Consider the following 15,691-nt stretch of genomic DNA (forward strand, 5'->3'; position numbering starts at 1 on the left):
TTCCGCGAATTAAGCGGAAGGCAATCACTTGCGATTTATCGAGAGTTGCTAGGTCCGACATCCGCGGAGATCGCCGCGGCGGGATCTAACATACAGGTCGCAAGATGCGCTTTCTGCTTCGCATCACATTCTGGCTCGGGCTGGTGCTGGTGCTCCTGCCGCGGGACAAGACGCCCGAATCGGACAAGCTGCCGCAGATCGGCGCTGCCGACGCGGTGCAGGCTGCGACCGCGGCCGTCTCCGACATGACCCAGTTCTGCAAGCGCCAGCCGGCGGCCTGCGAGGTCGGCGGACAGGCCGCGACCATCATCGGCCAACGCGCGCAGGACGGCGCGAAGAAGATCTACCAGATCATCAACGACAAGAAAGAGCAGCTCGAGAAGCCCGACAAGAAGGCGCCCGACCACACCGGCTCGATCGCGCTGGCCGGCGAAGGCGATCTTGCCACGAGCGAGGCGCCGCGCGACACCCTGTCCCAGGACGACCTCGCGCTGGAATGGCGCGGCCCGGCGCTCGCACCGGCGAATTAGCGCCCAAACCCTATCGATTTCGGCGCTTTGCGTCCCTATATTGGCCTGAACGGGAACTTTGGGCCAGCATGACGACGATCGACGAAATCAGGGATAATTTCGAGATTCTGGATGAGTGGGACGACCGCTACCGGTACGTCATCGAACTTGGCCGCACCCTGGAACCGATGTCCGAGGCCGAGCATTCGGCCGAGAACAAGGTGAATGGCTGTGTCAGCCAGGTTTGGCTTCAGAAGCTGATCGATCATCGCGATGGCGGCGCGCCGGTCCTGACATATCGCGGCGACAGTGACGCCCATATCGTGCGCGGGCTGGTCGCGATCGTGCTGTCGCTTTACTCCGGCCGCACGCCGCAGGAGATACTTGCGACCGACGCCATTGCCGTATTCGACGAGTTCGGCTTTCGCGATCATCTGACGCCGCAGCGTTCCAACGGCCTGCGCTCGATGGTCGAGCGCATCAAGACCGACGCGAAAGAGGCGCTCGCGGAAGCGTCGTAGAAAGCTACTTCCGCTTCCGCTGCTGCTGTCCCAGTCCCATCTGCTTCGCAAGCTGCGAGCGGGCCACCGCATAGTTCGGCGCGACCATGGGATAGTCGGCCGGCAGGCCCCATTTCTCGCGATATTGCTCGGGCGTCATGTTGTACTGGGTGCGCAGATGGCGCTTCAGCGACTTGAAGCGCTTGCCGTCTTCCAGACAGACCAGATAATCGGGCGCGATCGACTTCTTCAGCGAGACCGCCGGCTTTGCGGGCTCGAGCGGCACCGTCTCGGTGCGGCCCGACGAAACGCGCACCAGCGCGCCATGCACCTGGCTGATCAGGTTCGGAATCTCAGCCGCAGGCGTCGGATTATTGCTCAGATAGGCCGACACGATGCCCGCCGTCAGCTCAATGAAATTCTTAGCCCCGGCATCCGACATCAGCCCCGCCTTTCTCCACCTTGCGTCTCACGGGAGAGACGACGTCAGAGTATTCCGTGTCAACAATACGTTTGGCTGAAATGGGACGACTGAGGAATATGGGCCGATTTACTGAGAACCAACAAGAACGCCAGCGCTTTACTTGGCTGCGCCAGATTTGCCTGCGCCAGCTCTCAAGCGCCCCGCTGGTCAAGGTGGGAGCGCAGCTCGTCGATCGAGGCAAAGCGCATCATCCCCTCCGGCATCTGGGCTTCGATCGAGCCGTCGGAATAGAGCGAATAGGCCATGCCGTCGACGATGCCGGATTTGAGCACGGTCACGGGCGCCTGCTCGGCCGCGGCCGCCGGCTCCGGTGCGGGCGGCGGAGCAGCCTCCGCGAAGGTCGACGGCGAGCGCGGTGGCGGGCGCCGCGAGGCGGCCGGCGGCTCTGCAGGCCTCATGCGGTCCGGCTTCGGCCAGGCGTCGTCAAAGCTCGCAGGCGGCGCCTCCGGGGCGGCAGGCTCCGCCGACGGCTCGGCATGCGGCAGCAAGCTCTCGCCGGTCTTCGCCTCCGCGCGCTCGCGCTCCTTGCGCGAGGTCGAGGCGAACAGCAGGTTGCGCCGGCGCGGCGGTTCGGGAACCTCAGGCGGGCTCGGAGCTTCCGGCGGTGGCGGAGGCTCGACGCGCGGACGCTCGCGCGCGGCTGCTTCGTTCTGCCAAGGGGGCGGTCCTGCGGCCGGCAATGGCGGCGCCGGCTCGATCTTCTCTGCGCCCGGCTCAGGCGCGGGGGCAGGCGTTCCAGCCATCCCGAGACCTGGCAGCACGGGCCTGACCCGAACGTCGGATGGGGCGATTGATCCAGCGAGCCGGCGGGCCATGCCCTTCAATTCCGCGACCACGACGTAGAGGCCGGCCAGTAACATTCCGGAGCAGACGCCGATGGTGCCGGAGATTATGAGGGTACTGCCGAGACTGAATTCCCTGACGGTGAAGCCGAACAGGATCGCAAGGAGGCCCGCCAAAACGGCGAAAATCCCCGCGATCAACAATGCCAACGCCATCGAACTCACCCCCGGCCGCGCAGCCACACGCGACACTCGTCACGCCACGATACCGTCATCCGGTGTTCCACGCCAACGTCGAATTATAGCCTGCGTTCCTAAAGGAAAGGAAATCAGGGACTTATTCACATTCCCTTCAGCTACGGCTCGCTACTTCTAAGCTGCTCTCGATGTGGTCGGATTTGCTGCGTTGCATCAGGAATTTAGCCATAATGCCCAATTACTTGGTAATGGAACTGCGCTATAGGGATTCCGGGGAGCAGGCCCGCGCGCACCAGCAGGGCCAAGAGGGGATTCCGGGTCACCAATAGCCATGACATCCATCACGACTTCGGCGATCGACACGCCTCTGCGGCGCTCGGTTGAACGGACTTGCGACGATCTCGCCATGCTGGTGCTGGCTGCGGTCGCCGTCATTGCAGGCTTGACCTTCCGGGACTACGGGCTCGGCTGGGACGACTACACCCACGCCGAATATGCCGACCTGCTGCTGCGCATGTTCGGTTCCGGTTTCAAGGACACCGCGGCACTCTCCTTCGCCAACCTCTATATGTATGGCGGCGGCTTCGACATGGTCGCGGCTCTCCTGCACAAGGTGATTCCGCTCGAACTGTTCGAGACGCGCCGTCTGGTCGGCGCCGTCGTCGGCGTGATCGGACTTGCGGTGACGTGGCGGCTCGGCCGCCGTGTCGGCGGCCCCCTTGCGGGACTTGCCTCGCTCCTGCTGCTCGCGCTCTGCCCGATCTTCTACGGCCACATGTTCATGAACCCGAAGGATGCACCCTTCGCGGTGGCCATGATCATCCTGATGCTGGGTCTCGTCCGCCTCGCCGAGGAATATCCGCAGCCTTCGCCGCGCACGATCCTGATCGTCGGCCTTGGTGCCGGCCTCTCGCTCGGCACCCGCATCCTCGGCGGCCTTGCGCTGGTCTATGCCGTGATCGGCTTCATGCCGCTGTTCCTGGAGGAACTGCGCAGCGAGGGCCTGCGCGAGTCGGTCCGCCGCTTCGCTTATGTCGTCTACGTGCTGCTGCCCGGCCTCGTGCTCGGCTACCTCGTGATGGGGCTGATCTGGCCGTGGTCGATCATGGAGCCCGGCAATCCCTTCGAGGCGCTGACCTACTTCTCGCACTTCTTCGAGAAGCCCTGGAAGGAGATGTTCGACGGTGCGATCGTATCCGTGCCCGACATGCCCTGGTCCTATCTGCCGACGCTGTTCGCGCTTCAGTTGCCCGAGGTGATGCTGGTGCTGATGTTCGGCGCCGTGATCGGCACCTTCGCACTGCTGCCGCGTCGCGAGGTTCCCGCCCGCCGCAAGACCATCATGCTGATGCTCACGCTCGCGGCGACGCTTCCGCTGGCGATCGCGATGGTGAAGCGGCCGGCGCTGTACAACGGCATCCGCCATTTCGTGTTCGTGATCCCGCCGATGGCGGTGCTGGGCGGCGTCGCCTTTGGCTGGGCCATGGAGCGGCTGCGCGCCAATCACCGCACCTGGCAGCCGGTCGTGCTCGCCACCTTCTGCTTTGGCTTGGCGCTCTCGCTGGCCGAGATGATCCGCCTGCATCCCTATCAATACACCCATTTCAACCACATCGCCGGTACCGTACGCGGCGCCGACGACCGCTTCATGCTGGATTATTGGGGCCTGGCGCTGAAGCAGGCCTCGGACGAATTGCGCGAGCAGCTGGTGGAACGCCAGGAAGTGCCGCCGCGCAACCGCAAATGGAAGGTCGCCGTGTGCGGTCCGCAGCGCCCCGCCCAGGTCGCGCTCGGCCCCGACTTCACCATCGGCTGGGATTCCAATGCCGCCGATTTCGCCATGACGCTCGGTGAATTCTACTGCAAGGGCCTCACCGCGCCCGTGCTGGTCGAGATCAAGCGCGACGACGTGGTATTCGCCCGCGTCTACGACATCCGCGGCAGCAGCATTTCCAGCCTGCTCTCGATCCCGGCACCGTAATAAACTCCTCCGGACCGTAAGCCCGGATGAGCGCAGCGACATCCGGGGTCTATCAAGCGGCCCCGCATGTCGCTTCGCTCATGCGGGCTACGCTGGACTGCCGCGCTTTGTGTGCCTTGCTGGCAGCTCGCGGCAGGACTACCCTCCCTCCCCGCAACAACGATGTTCGGAGAGATCAACCATGTCGCCAGCGGAAGCGCGCCTGAAGGAAGTGCCGTCGAACATGACGGAGGCCGAGTGGCAGCAACGGGTCAATCTCGCCGCCTGCTATCGCCTCGTCTCGCTCTACGGCTGGGACGATTTGGTCGACACCCATATCTCCGCGCGCGTGCCCGGCCCTGACCATCATTTCCTCATCAACCCCTACGGGCTGATGTTCGACGAGATCACGGCGTCGAGCCTGGTCAAGGTCGATCTGCACGGCAACCAGCTCTCCGAGAGCGAGTACAGCATCAACCCCGCCGGCTTCACCATCCACTCGGCGATCCACGAGGTGCGCGAGGACGCCATCTGCGTGCTGCATCTCCACACCCTCGACGGCACCGCGGTCTCGAGCAGCGCCGAAGGCCTGCTGCCGCTGAACCAGACCGCTCAGCTCGTCACCCACGACCTCGCCTATCACGACTACGAAGGCATCGCGCTCGACCACGACGAGCGGCCGCGGCTGCAGAAGGACCTCGGCGACCACAACCACATGCTGCTGCGCAACCACGGCACGATGACGGTCGGCCGTTCGGTGGCCTCGGCCTTCGAGCGCATGTATCACCTCGAGCGGGCCTGCTCGATGCAGGTGCGTACGCGCGCGCTGGGCACGCCGGTCTATCCGGTCGACGATGTCGCGATCGACAAGAATACCGAGCTGCTCGCCAACCGCGACCGCGCCGAGTTGCGCGCCACCAACCTGGTGTGGCCGCCGCTGCTGCGCAAGCTGGACCGCGAGCTTCCGGGGTACCGGTCTTGAGATTTTCGGGATTTGGTGTAGAGTAGCGGTCAACTAACCTCTACGCCCTTTGGAATGAAACGCCGCCCAATTCCGGGCGGCGTTTTTATTTGTAAGGTCTCGTAGGGTGGGCAAAGCGAAGCGTGCCCACCATTACCGATCGCGATCCGGGACAGATGGTGGGCACGGCGCTTTGCGCCTTTGCCCACCCTACGCACCGCGCCCGCTACTTCACCTCCGCCAGCGCCGCGAGGATGCGCGCCCAGGAACGGATGCCTTTCTGGAAGCTGCGGAGGTCGTACTTCTCGTTCGGCGAGTGGATATTGTCGTCGTCGAGGCCGAAACCCACGAGCAGCGAATCGAGCCCCAGCGTGCGCTTGAAGTCCGCGACGATCGGGATCGACGCGCCCGAGCCCATCAGCACGGTCTCCTTGCCCCATTCCTCGGTCAGCGCGGTTTTGGCCGCGGCGAGCGGCTTCATGTTCCAGTCGAGCGCAATTGCAGGCCCGGCGGAGTGGTCGCCGAACTCGACCTTGCAGTCTCCCGGAATGCGCGCCGTCACGTACTCACGGAAAGCCTTGCGGATCCTCGCGGGATCCTGCCCTTCGACCAGCCGGAACGAGACCTTGGCGGATGCGTGCGACGGGATCACCGTCTTCGAGCCCTCACCGATATAACCGCCCCAGATGCCGTTGACGTCGCAGGTCGGACGCGTGGAAGCCTGCTCGACCAGGAGCCTGCCCTTCTCGCCGGCCGGTATCGATAGCCCAACGGGCTTGAGGAACGTGTCCGGTGTGAAATCGAGCTTCTTCCACTGCGCGAGAATGTCCGGTGGGGTGTCCTTCACCCCGTCATAGAAGCCCGGAATGGTGATACGGTTGTCATCGTCGAACAGCCCGCCGAGAATTTTGGTCAGCACCCGGATCGGGTTCATCGCGCTGCCGCCGAACACGCCAGAGTGCAGGTCGCGATTGGCGGCGGTGATCTTGAGCTCCTCATAGAGCAGGCCGCGTAGTGAGGTCGTGATCGCCGGCGTGTTGCGGTCCCACATGCCGGTGTCGCAGACCAGCACGTAGTCAGCCTTAAACTCGTCCTTGTTGGCTTCGATGAAGGGCACGAAGTTCTTCGAGCCGACTTCTTCCTCGCCTTCGATCAGGAACGTGACGTCGATCGGCAGCGACCCCGTCACCTTCTTCCAGGCGCGGCAGGCCTCGACGAAAGTCATGACCTGGCCCTTGTCGTCCTCGGCGCCGCGCGCCACGATGATCTTGCGGCCGTCGGCATGGTCGGTCACAACAGGCTCGAATGGCGGACGGTGCCAGAGCTCGATCGGATCGACCGGCTGCACATCATAGTGGCCGTAGAACAGCACATGCGGCCGGCCGCCCGCGACGCTCTTGCCGACGACCGCGGGATGGCCGGCGGTCGGCCTCACTTCAGTCGCAACGCCGAGGCTCGCGATGTCCCTGGCAAGATGCTCGGCCGCCGCCTTGCAATCGGCCGCGAAGGCCGGATCGGCGGAGATCGACTTGATCCGCAACAGCGAGAACAGACGCTCCAGGCTGTTGTCGAACTCCTTGTCGATGTGGTCGAGCACGGATTGAAGCTGCGCATTTGCCATTGTCGTATTCCCTGCGTTCGAATCCCAAGACGTCGGGGCTCAAGCTGTCTTCTCAAGAACTATCGGCTTTTAGCGCTGCCGCGGCGTTGGGGCCAGCCGCAACCGGCGGATGCCGGATGTGCCATGCGAGACTAGCTGCGAGGACCGCTGTGGCGACGAGGTTATTGCCCCAGGCCTGGAAGACATTGGGAAACCACGGCAGCGCCAGCAGCATGAGGATGCCGGCGGCGCCAAGGGAAAGCCAGGTTCCCAGGCGCACCTTCGCCCGCTCGTCGAAGGCGGCACGATGCATCAGCACCGTCATCGGGAAGAACAGCCACATGAAGTAGTATTGCCGCGCCAGGGGCGATGCCACCGTCATCAGGCAGAACAGGATGCCGAGCTCCTCGGCGTCCGAGCGCGCCGTACGGCGCGCTTGCCGTGGCATGACCGCGACGAAGCCCAATCCGAGCAAGGCCGACAGCGCCAGCACGATCCAGTTCGCCGTCCTGTAATCGACGTCGATGACATTCATCGTGCGCGGCGGCTTGTTGGGATCCTCCTGATTGTAATTGATTGGCCGGACCAGCCGGTGCGTGACGGCAATGAGCGACTGGTTCACCCACGACCAGTTCTGCTCGTCGCGCTGGCCAAATCCTTGTTCCGAGCTCGACCCGACCATGCCCTGATACCACGTCTTGAGCTCGGCGGCGTTGCGCTCGAAGCCGCGAATGGGGGCCGGCACGATATAGAGAAGCATGCCGGTGAAGGCGACCGTAGCGACGGCGGCTGCCCAGTTTCGCCGCCAGACCAGATAGGGCAGCACCGCAATGGGAAACACCTTGATGGCGGTGGCGAGCGCGAACATGAAGCCTGCGAGCCAGGAGCGCTGATGCTGCAAGCTCCAGAAGCCGTAGAGCATCATCGCCAGCAGCACGAGGTTCGGCTGGCCAAGATCGAACATGTCGAACACAAAGGTCACGGTGACGAGAGCCGGCAGCGCCTCCAGCCAGGGGCCAGGCGTGCGGCCCGAACCGGTCATGGCGTTGGAGAACATCCCGGTGTACCACCACGCCGCAATATTCAGGATCGACAGCAGGCTGTAGAGCGCGATCTTGCCGAACCAGCTCGGGATCGCCAACAGGATCGCCGGCAGCGGTGGGTAGATGAACTCGAAGTACGCACGGATGTCGCCGGGATAGAGCGGCCCACCCTTTAAGACCTGCTGCCCGGCCCAGTACCACAGGCCGTAGTCCTTGGTTTTGCCGTGCCCGAAGATCTCGGGTCCGAGGACATCGGCAGCCAGGATGAAGCAGCAGAGCAGGAAGAGCAGGTCGAGCGGCGCACGCAACGACAGGTTTCGGAATGCGCCGGGTCGCACGAAAGATTCAGGTGAGGTCACGATGTGGTCCAGTCAGGGGCCATAGCACCTAGCAGACCAACGGACGCTTGGAGAGTCCTGATCACCCGAATTTGTACCCGCCGCGCACAAGCGGCGGGTCCGCGGACGAATTGCCTCAAACGAGGCTTTCTGCCTACCTGCGCAGCAAGCCGCCGAGCGCGCCGCGGACCAGCGTGCGGCCGATCGAGCCACCAAGCTGGCCGGCGACAGACTTGCCGATATTGGCGGCCATCCCCCCGATCACCTGATTGGTGACCGATCGAGTCATGTCGCGCGCGATGACCTGCCCCGTCGAGAGGCGGCCGCGCTTGACGTTGGTGCCGAAGATGGTGCCGACGATCGAGCCGATCTGGCCGAGGATGCCGCCGCCTCCATTTCCGCCAGCCGCGCCGGGATCGGCAGTCGCAGCCGTGCCGGCAATGCGCTTCTGAATCATCTCGTAGGCGGACTCTGCATCGACGGCGGTGTCGTATTTGCCCTTCACCGGGCTTGCATCCATGATCGCCTTGCGCTCTTCCGGCGTGATCGGTCCGATCCGGGCCGATGGCGGCCGGATCATCACCCGCTCGACCATCGCCGGCGTGCCGTTGCCTTCGAGAAACGAGACCAGCGCCTCGCCCTTGCCGAGCTCCATGATCACCTTGGCAGTATCGAGCTTCGGGTTGGGCCGGAAGGTCTGGGCCGCGGCGGCGACCGCCTTCTGGTCGCGTGGAGTGAAGGCGCGGAGCGCGTGCTGCACCCGGTTGCCCAATTGTCCGAGCACGCGGTCGGGCACGTCGACCGGGTTTTGCGTGACGAAATAAACGCCGACGCCTTTGGAGCGGATCAGGCGCACCACCTGCTCGATCTTGTCCATCAGCGCCTTGGGCGCGTCGTTGAACAGCAGATGCGCCTCGTCAAAGAAGAAGACCAGCTTCGGCTTGGGCAGGTCACCGGCCTCGGGCAGCTCTTCGAACAGCTCCGACAGCATCCACAGCAGGAATGTCGCGTAAAGCCGTGGGCTCTGGAGCAGCTTGTCGGCAACGAGGATGTTGACCATGCCGCGGCCGTCGCGGTCGGTCTTCATGAAGTCTTTCAGCGTCAGCGCCGGCTCGCCGAAGAATTTGGTGGCGCCCTGGTTCTCCAGCACCAGAAGCTGGCGCTGGATGGTGCCGACAGTGGCCTTGGTGACGTTGCCAAAACCCTGCGCCGCCTTCTTGATCTCGGCAAGCGGACTCTCCTCGGCATCCGCCCCCTTCTTGCCGGCGTCGGGCACGATGGCATCGAGCAGCGCGCGCAGATCCTTCATGTCGATCAGCGTCAGCCCGTTGTCGTCGGCGACGCGGAAGGCGACATTGAGCACGCCTTCCTGCACGTCGTTCAGGTCGAGCATACGTGCGAGCAGCAGCGGGCCCATTTCCGTGACGGTCGCCCGCACCGGGTGGCCCTGCTCGCCGAACACGTCCCAGAACACCGTCGAGAACTGGTCGGGCTGGAACGTCAGTCCCATCTCGGTGGCGCGCTTGACGATGAAATCTTTGGCTTCGCCGACCTCGGAGATGCCTGAGAGGTCGCCCTTGATGTCGGCCGCGAACACTGGAACACCGGCGCGCGCAAATCCTTCTGCCATCACTTGCAGCGAGACCGTCTTGCCGGTTCCGGTTGCACCCGTGACGAGGCCGTGGCGATTGGCGAACGCCAGCGTCAGCCATGCCTGCTCGCTTCCTTTACCGACAAAGATCTTGTCGTCGGTATCACCGAGCTTGCTGTCCTGTGCGGTCATTATTCCCTGATCTCTCTGCCCTGTTTCGCATATCGAAACTCGAATGCACCAGTTCCGTAGTTTAACGCATATCGCGCGCTGATTGAAACCATTCAACGCGCTCCGGGCATGCGACATCGTCGGAAACATGCGAGTGACATCCGCCGAAAGTAGGAACGACGCATTCGCATCGCGGCATTTTTCTGCCGATTTCATCTCCGCCCTTGCATCGCTGCAACACTTCTCGCGCGTTCGAGAATGAATCGGAACGTTGATGGCGTTCATCGCTTGTATTTCACATCACACCGGCTCAAGATCATTTTCGAAAGCAATACTCCGGCATGTGAACCGGCTGAGGGGCGGCCATATGGACGAGCTGATCGGGCGGCTGGCGACAAACGCCAGCATAGATAGTGCTGTCGCCGAAAAGACCGTCGGCATTATCCTGGGCTTCCTCCGCAACGAGGGTCCTTCCGACAGCGTCCAGGTCCTGATCGACCAGATTCCGGGTGCAGAAGCGGCAATCGAGGCGTCCCGTAGCGGCGGAGGACTGTCGCGGCTGATGGGCGGCGGCCTGATGGCGGTCGGCACGCGCCTGATGGGCCTGGGACTCGGCATGTCCGAGATTCAGAACATCGCCCGTGAACTTTTTCGCTTCGGCCGAGACAAAATCGGAGCGGATCAGATGGGCAAGATCATCGCGGGGACCCCGGGCCTCAGCCAGTTCGCCTGACGCCTGCGCATTTCACATCGAGTATCATGACATATCCGATCTCCGAGATTGAGGGCCTGTCGGCCTTTGCCGCCAACAAGTTGAAGGCGCAGGGTATCCGCACCACCGATGCGCTGCTCGAGGCGGCATCGACTGTGAAGGGCCGCAAGGCGCTCTCCGCCAAGACCGGCATCAGCGAGCAGTTGCTGCTGGAATGGGCCAACGTCTCCGACTACATGCGCATCCCCGGCATGGGCAGGGCCAAGGTCGGCCTGGTCCGCGCCGCCGGCGTCACCACCGTGCGCGAGCTCGCCTACCGAAATCCAGCAAGGCTCGCCCAGAGCATGCGGGACGCCAACGAGAAGAAAAAGCTGCTCCGCATCCTGCCCTCGGAAAAGTCGGTCGGCGACATCATCGCCAAGGCGAAAAAGCTGCCGCCGAAGATTTCGTATTGATCCAGCGACAAGGCTGGGCAGATAGAGCACCGCTCCGACCCGGTCGTCATTGCGAGCGCAGCGAAGCAATCCAGAGTCTCTCCGCAGCGGCAGCCTGGATTGCTTCGCTACGCTCGCAATGACGGAGTGTGGGCAAGAGCATCGCGCCCTCACGGGCCCCGGAGTGCATTGGGCGACTGGATCGCCCCCAATCCTGCCTTGAATCCCCCCTCCCCGACCGCTAAAGCGGGCCGCATGAATGCCTCGCCCTCTCCATCTGTTCCGACGGCCGGTTCAGTCGGGCCTGACGTGCTGCGGACGCTGCTGGAGCGGCCGATGCCGGCGGTGATGGGCGTGCTCAACGTCACCCCGGATTCATTCTCCGACGGCGGCGAATTCATCGCGCCCGCGCAGGCGCTCGCGCGGGCAAGGGCGATGATCGAGGCCGGAGTCGACATCATCGATATCGGTGCCGAGTCCACCCGGCCCTACAAGGGCGCGCGGCCGGTCACGGCGGAAGACGAACTGGCGCGGCTGAGGCCGGTGCTATCGGACATCGTGGCGCTCGGTGTGCCGGTCTCGATCGACAGCATGAAGGCGGAGGTGGTGGCCTTCGCGCTCGATCAGGGCGCGGCGATTGCAAACGACGTCTGGGGCCTGCAGCGCGATGCCGCCATGGCGCCGCTGATTGGCGCGCGAGGCGTCCCTGTCATCGTCATGCACAACCGCGACAGCGTCGATCCCGGCATCGATATCATTGCGGACATGAAGGCGTTCTTTCAGCGCTCGCTGGATATCGCCGCACAAGCGGGCATCGCCCGCGACAGGATCGTGCTCGATCCCGGCATCGGCTTCGGCAAGACGGCCGAGCAGAGCATGATTGCGCTGGCGCGGCTTCGCGAGCTCGACATGTTTGGCCTGCCGATCCTCGTTGGTGCCTCGCGAAAACGCTTCATCGCTTCGGTGTCGCCGTCGGAGCCGACAGAGCGGCTCGCCGGCTCGATCGCCGCGCATCTGATCGCCGCACAGCGCGGCGCGAAAATCATCCGGACCCACGACGTCGCCGAGACCTTGCAGGCCCTGCGAGTGGCGCACGCAATCGAGAGCAAGCCATGACCGATACGATCTTCGTGAGCGGCCTGTCGATCCATGCCCGCCACGGCGTGATGGAGCACGAGACCGAGGTCGGCCAACGTTTTGTCATCGACCTCGAGCTCTATACCGATCTGTCGGAACCTTCGCGCAGCGACCGGCTCGCCGACACCGTGTCTTACGCCGACGTCGTGGCGACGACCACCGCGGCTTTCAAGAACACCAATTACAAGCTGCTGGAGCGCGCGGCCGGCGCGGTGGCCGATGCCATCCTGTCGCACTTTCCGCGCATCCGTGCGGTCAAGATCACCGTGCACAAGCCGCATGCGCCGATCGCCGCGATCTTCGACGACGTCGGAATCATGCTGACGCGCTCGCGGCACCCCTGACATGGCGAGCGTGCTGATTGCACTCGGCGGCAATGTCGGCGATGTCCGTGCGACATTCGGAAAGGCGATCGCCCATATCTGCGGCATGGCGCAGGCCGCGTTGGTCGCGCGCTCGTCGGACTATGCGACGCCGCCCTGGGGCGACGAGGACCAGGCTCCCTTCATCAACGCCTGCGTCGAGATCGAGACCGATCTCGATCCGCATGCGCTGCTGTTCGTGATGCAGAAGATCGAGCAGAAATTCGGCCGCACCCGCGATAAAGAGCGGCGCTGGGGCCCGCGCACGCTCGATCTCGACATGATCGCCTATGACGATGTGTCGATGCAGAAGCCTGACCTGACCCTGCCGCATCCGCGCCTGTTTGAGCGCGCCTTTGTGCTGGTGCCGCTGGCCGAGATCGCGCCCGACCGCGTGATCGCAGGCATTCGTGTCCATGACGGTCTCGCCAGCGTCTCGACACAAGGCATTGAGCGGCTTCCGGATACCGGTTAACCAAAAACAACCGTTTGCAGGGACGGCCGGCCGTGGCAATTTCGCCTGCGAACAACAAGATTTTTCGGGAGCCCTTCGCCGCATGACCTCCGCGACTGACGACCTGCCGCTGGCGGCGGATTTTCCCAAGGCTACCGTCGAAGACTGGCGCAAGCTGGTCGATGGTGTGCTGAAGGGCGCGCCATTCGAGAAGCTGGTCGCCAAGACCTATGACGGAATCAGGATCGATCCGCTTTATCCGCGCGCCAAAGGCGTTGCGCCCGTGGTGGGTCGGCCGGCGGCGGCGCCCTGGCAGATCATGCAGCGGATCGACCATCCCGATGCAAGTGCGGCGAATGCGCAGGCACTGACCGATCTCGAAAATGGCGCGACAGGGCTTGCGCTGGTGTTCGCCGGCGGCAATGCCGCTCACGGTTTCGGGCTGGAACCGACCGCGGACGCAGTCGCAAAGATCTTGAAGGATATCCATCTCGATGCCGGCATCGGGCTGGAGCTCGAGATCGGTCCGCAATCGCGGATGGCGGCGATCCACGTCGCGGAATATGTGAAGAGCAACGGCATCGATCCCGCGGCCTGCGACATCCGCTTCGGGCTCGACCCGCTCGCGGCCGGCGCGGTGTGGGGCCACAGCCCCTATACCTGGGACGAGATCGTTCCGGCGGTCACCGGCGGCATCAAGGGCCTCGCCGCGCTCGGCTTCAAGGGACCGTTCGCATCAGCCGACGGACGCGTCGTCCACGATGCCGGTGGCTCGGAGGCGCAGGAGCTCGCCTTCGTGCTCGCCTGCGGCATCGCCTATTTGCGCGCGATCGAGGGCGCGGGCGTTCCGCTGGAGCAGGCGCAGGGCATGGTCTATGCGCGGCTTGCCGCGGATGCAGATCAGTTCCTCACCATGGCAAAATTCCGCGCCTTGCGGCTGCTATGGGCGCGTATCGAGACGGCGTGCGGGCTCACGCCAAGACCGCTGTTCATCGCCGCCGATACCGCCTGGCGCATGCTGACGCAGCGCGATCCCTATGTGAACATGCTGCGCGCGACCATGGCGACGTTTGCGGCCGGACTCGCCGGCGCGAGCGCGATCACCGTGCTGCCGCATACGCTGGCGCTCGGCCTGCCCGATCCGTTCGCGCGGCGCGTGGCGCGCAATACGCAAGCCGTGCTGCTGGAAGAGAGCAATCTCGCCAAGGTCAGCGATCCCGCGGCGGGCGCTGGCGGCATCGAGACGTTGACGGGCCAGCTCTGCGACGCGGCCTGGGCGCTATTCCAGGAGAGCGAGAAAGCCGGCGGCGCCTTCACAGCGCTTCAGCAGGGCCTGTTCCAGAGCAAGGTCGCGGCCGCGCGAAAAGCCCGCGACGCCAACATTGCAAAACGCCGCGACGTGCTGACCGGCGCCAGTGAGTTTCCGAACCTGCACGAGAACGAGACTGCGGTGCTGGAGGCGACGCCGATCGCGCTGGCGCCTTATGGCGAGCAAAAATACAAGTTCGACGCGCTGCCGCCGATCCGGCTTGCGGAACCGTTCGAGGCGCTGCGCGACAAATCCGATGCGGCGTTGAAGGCACATGGCGCGCGGCCGAAAGTGTTCTTGGCCAATCTCGGCACACCCGCCGATTTCACGGCGCGCGCGAGCTTTGCCAAGAGCTTGTTCGAGACCGGCGGCATCCAGGCCGTCGACAGCGAGGGCTTTGCCGATCCGGCCACGCTCGTAGCCGCGTTCACGGCCTCCGGCGCCGGGCTCGCCTGCCTTTGTTCCAGCGACAAGGTCTATGCGGAACACGCCGAAGCCGCGGCGCAGGCCCTGCAAACTGCCGGGACGCGACTTATCTATCTGGCAGGCCGCCCGACCGATGCCGAGGCGGCGCTGCGTGCAGCCGGCGTCACCGGTTTTGTCTTCGCCGGAGGCGACGCGCTTGCGACATTGCAAGACGCCTATCGACGAATGGAGCAGGCATGACCGAAGCCAGCAAACCAGTTCTCACCGGCGGCTGCCAATGCGGGGCAGTGCGCTTTGGAGTCATGACGGCGCCGAACAGGGTTTCGATCTGTCACTGCCGGATGTGCCAGAAGGCCAGCGGCGCGCCGTTCGCCTCTTTTGCCGACATCAACAAGACGGACTTTGCCTGGACCAAGGGGCAGCCGTCGTTCTTCCGCTCCTCCTCCATCGCCGAGCGCGGCTATTGCGCCGCCTGCGGCACGCCGTTGAGCTTCGGCCGCATCGACGGCGACCGCATCGAGATCATGACCGGCGCGTTCGACCGCCCCGACCACGTGGTGCCGACGCGGCAGTTCGGCACCGAGTCCCGTCTCGGCTGGGTGGTCGGGATCGCCAATTTGCCAAGCCAGACCACGCAGCAGAATTACGGCCCGGAGAAGATGGCGACCATCGTCAGCCATCAGCATCCGGATCATGATTGAGCGCCTATGATATGGTTGA

The 15,691-nt window shown here is 64.2% G+C and carries 16 protein-coding genes; 11 read left to right on the forward strand and 5 right to left on the reverse strand.

What is annotated here, in order from left to right; all coding sequences use genetic code 11:
- Nucleotides 1–104: 104 nt before the first annotated feature.
- On the forward strand, nucleotides 105–530 hold the full coding sequence (locus AC0L3J_RS08350) for a DUF5330 domain-containing protein (protein ID WP_456765173.1): 426 nt from the start codon (nucleotides 105–107) through the stop codon (nucleotides 528–530).
- Between the two features lie 68 nt (nucleotides 531–598).
- Entirely contained in the window at nucleotides 599–1,030 is a 432-nt protein-coding gene (locus tag AC0L3J_RS08355) for a SufE family protein (protein WP_456765174.1), read from the forward strand.
- Nucleotides 1,031–1,034: 4 nt separating this feature from the next.
- On the opposite strand, the gene AC0L3J_RS08360 is transcribed toward AC0L3J_RS08355, so the two are convergent.
- On the reverse strand, nucleotides 1,035–1,451 hold the full coding sequence (locus tag AC0L3J_RS08360; RefSeq protein ID WP_027569063.1) for a Ros/MucR family transcriptional regulator: 417 nt from the start codon (nucleotides 1,449–1,451) through the stop codon (nucleotides 1,035–1,037).
- 173 nt (nucleotides 1,452–1,624) lie between these two features.
- Nucleotides 1,625–2,491, reverse strand: a complete 867-nt coding sequence (locus AC0L3J_RS08365; RefSeq protein ID WP_456765175.1) for a DUF308 domain-containing protein — start codon at nucleotides 2,489–2,491, stop codon at nucleotides 1,625–1,627.
- A gap of 313 nt (nucleotides 2,492–2,804) precedes the next feature.
- Here AC0L3J_RS08365 and AC0L3J_RS08370 point away from each other — a divergent pair, with 313 nt between their 5' ends.
- A complete protein-coding gene (locus tag AC0L3J_RS08370) occupies nucleotides 2,805–4,454 on the forward strand; it encodes a glycosyltransferase family 39 protein (RefSeq protein ID WP_456765176.1) in 1,650 nt (549 codons plus the stop codon).
- A 181-nt stretch (nucleotides 4,455–4,635) separates the two neighbouring features.
- Complete coding sequence (locus AC0L3J_RS08375) at nucleotides 4,636–5,415, forward strand: class II aldolase/adducin family protein (protein ID WP_007593534.1); 780 nt, start codon at nucleotides 4,636–4,638, stop codon at nucleotides 5,413–5,415.
- A 205-nt stretch (nucleotides 5,416–5,620) separates the two neighbouring features.
- Here the strand turns inward: AC0L3J_RS08375 and AC0L3J_RS08380 are convergent, their stop codons facing one another.
- The 3 genes from AC0L3J_RS08380 to AC0L3J_RS08390 form a co-directional block, all read right to left on the reverse strand.
- Nucleotides 5,621–7,015, reverse strand: coding sequence for a M20/M25/M40 family metallo-hydrolase (locus AC0L3J_RS08380; RefSeq protein WP_456765177.1), 1,395 nt, complete (start codon nucleotides 7,013–7,015; stop codon nucleotides 5,621–5,623).
- A 52-nt stretch (nucleotides 7,016–7,067) separates the two neighbouring features.
- Nucleotides 7,068–8,396, reverse strand: coding sequence for a glycosyltransferase family 87 protein (locus AC0L3J_RS08385; protein ID WP_456765178.1), 1,329 nt, complete (start codon nucleotides 8,394–8,396; stop codon nucleotides 7,068–7,070).
- 133 nt (nucleotides 8,397–8,529) lie between these two features.
- Nucleotides 8,530–10,158, reverse strand: a complete 1,629-nt coding sequence (locus AC0L3J_RS08390; protein ID WP_247359878.1) for a helicase HerA-like domain-containing protein — start codon at nucleotides 10,156–10,158, stop codon at nucleotides 8,530–8,532.
- Nucleotides 10,159–10,504: 346 nt separating this feature from the next.
- Here AC0L3J_RS08390 and AC0L3J_RS08395 point away from each other — a divergent pair, with 346 nt between their 5' ends.
- The 7 genes from AC0L3J_RS08395 to AC0L3J_RS08425 all read left to right on the forward strand — a co-directional run bounded on the left by AC0L3J_RS08395 (nucleotide 10,505) and on the right by AC0L3J_RS08425 (nucleotide 15,672).
- On the forward strand, nucleotides 10,505–10,870 hold the full coding sequence (locus AC0L3J_RS08395) for a DUF2267 domain-containing protein (RefSeq protein WP_247399217.1): 366 nt from the start codon (nucleotides 10,505–10,507) through the stop codon (nucleotides 10,868–10,870).
- A gap of 26 nt (nucleotides 10,871–10,896) precedes the next feature.
- Complete coding sequence (locus AC0L3J_RS08400) at nucleotides 10,897–11,304, forward strand: DUF4332 domain-containing protein (protein ID WP_007608193.1); 408 nt, start codon at nucleotides 10,897–10,899, stop codon at nucleotides 11,302–11,304.
- Nucleotides 11,305–11,538: 234 nt separating this feature from the next.
- A complete protein-coding gene (gene folP / locus AC0L3J_RS08405) occupies nucleotides 11,539–12,399 on the forward strand; it encodes a dihydropteroate synthase (RefSeq protein ID WP_456765179.1) in 861 nt (286 codons plus the stop codon).
- The gene (gene folB / locus AC0L3J_RS08410) at nucleotides 12,396–12,764 is read left to right on the forward strand and encodes a dihydroneopterin aldolase (protein ID WP_027516901.1); all 369 of its coding nucleotides are present in this window, start codon (nucleotides 12,396–12,398) and stop codon (nucleotides 12,762–12,764) included. The genes folP and folB overlap by 4 nt, the downstream gene beginning before the upstream one ends.
- Nucleotide 12,765: 1 nt before the next feature.
- A complete protein-coding gene (folK, locus tag AC0L3J_RS08415; RefSeq protein ID WP_456765180.1) occupies nucleotides 12,766–13,257 on the forward strand; it encodes a 2-amino-4-hydroxy-6-hydroxymethyldihydropteridine diphosphokinase in 492 nt (163 codons plus the stop codon).
- Nucleotides 13,258–13,339: 82 nt separating this feature from the next.
- Nucleotides 13,340–15,211 carry a methylmalonyl-CoA mutase family protein gene (locus AC0L3J_RS08420; RefSeq protein WP_456765181.1) on the forward strand — a complete coding sequence of 624 codons (1,872 nt, stop codon included), beginning with the start codon at nucleotides 13,340–13,342 and terminating at the stop codon, nucleotides 15,209–15,211.
- Nucleotides 15,208–15,672, forward strand: a complete 465-nt coding sequence (locus tag AC0L3J_RS08425; protein WP_456765182.1) for a GFA family protein — start codon at nucleotides 15,208–15,210, stop codon at nucleotides 15,670–15,672. The genes AC0L3J_RS08420 and AC0L3J_RS08425 overlap by 4 nt, the downstream gene beginning before the upstream one ends.
- The last annotated feature ends 19 nt before the right edge of the window (nucleotides 15,673–15,691 follow it).

This window comes from Bradyrhizobium sp. Kon37, assembly GCF_055807535.1.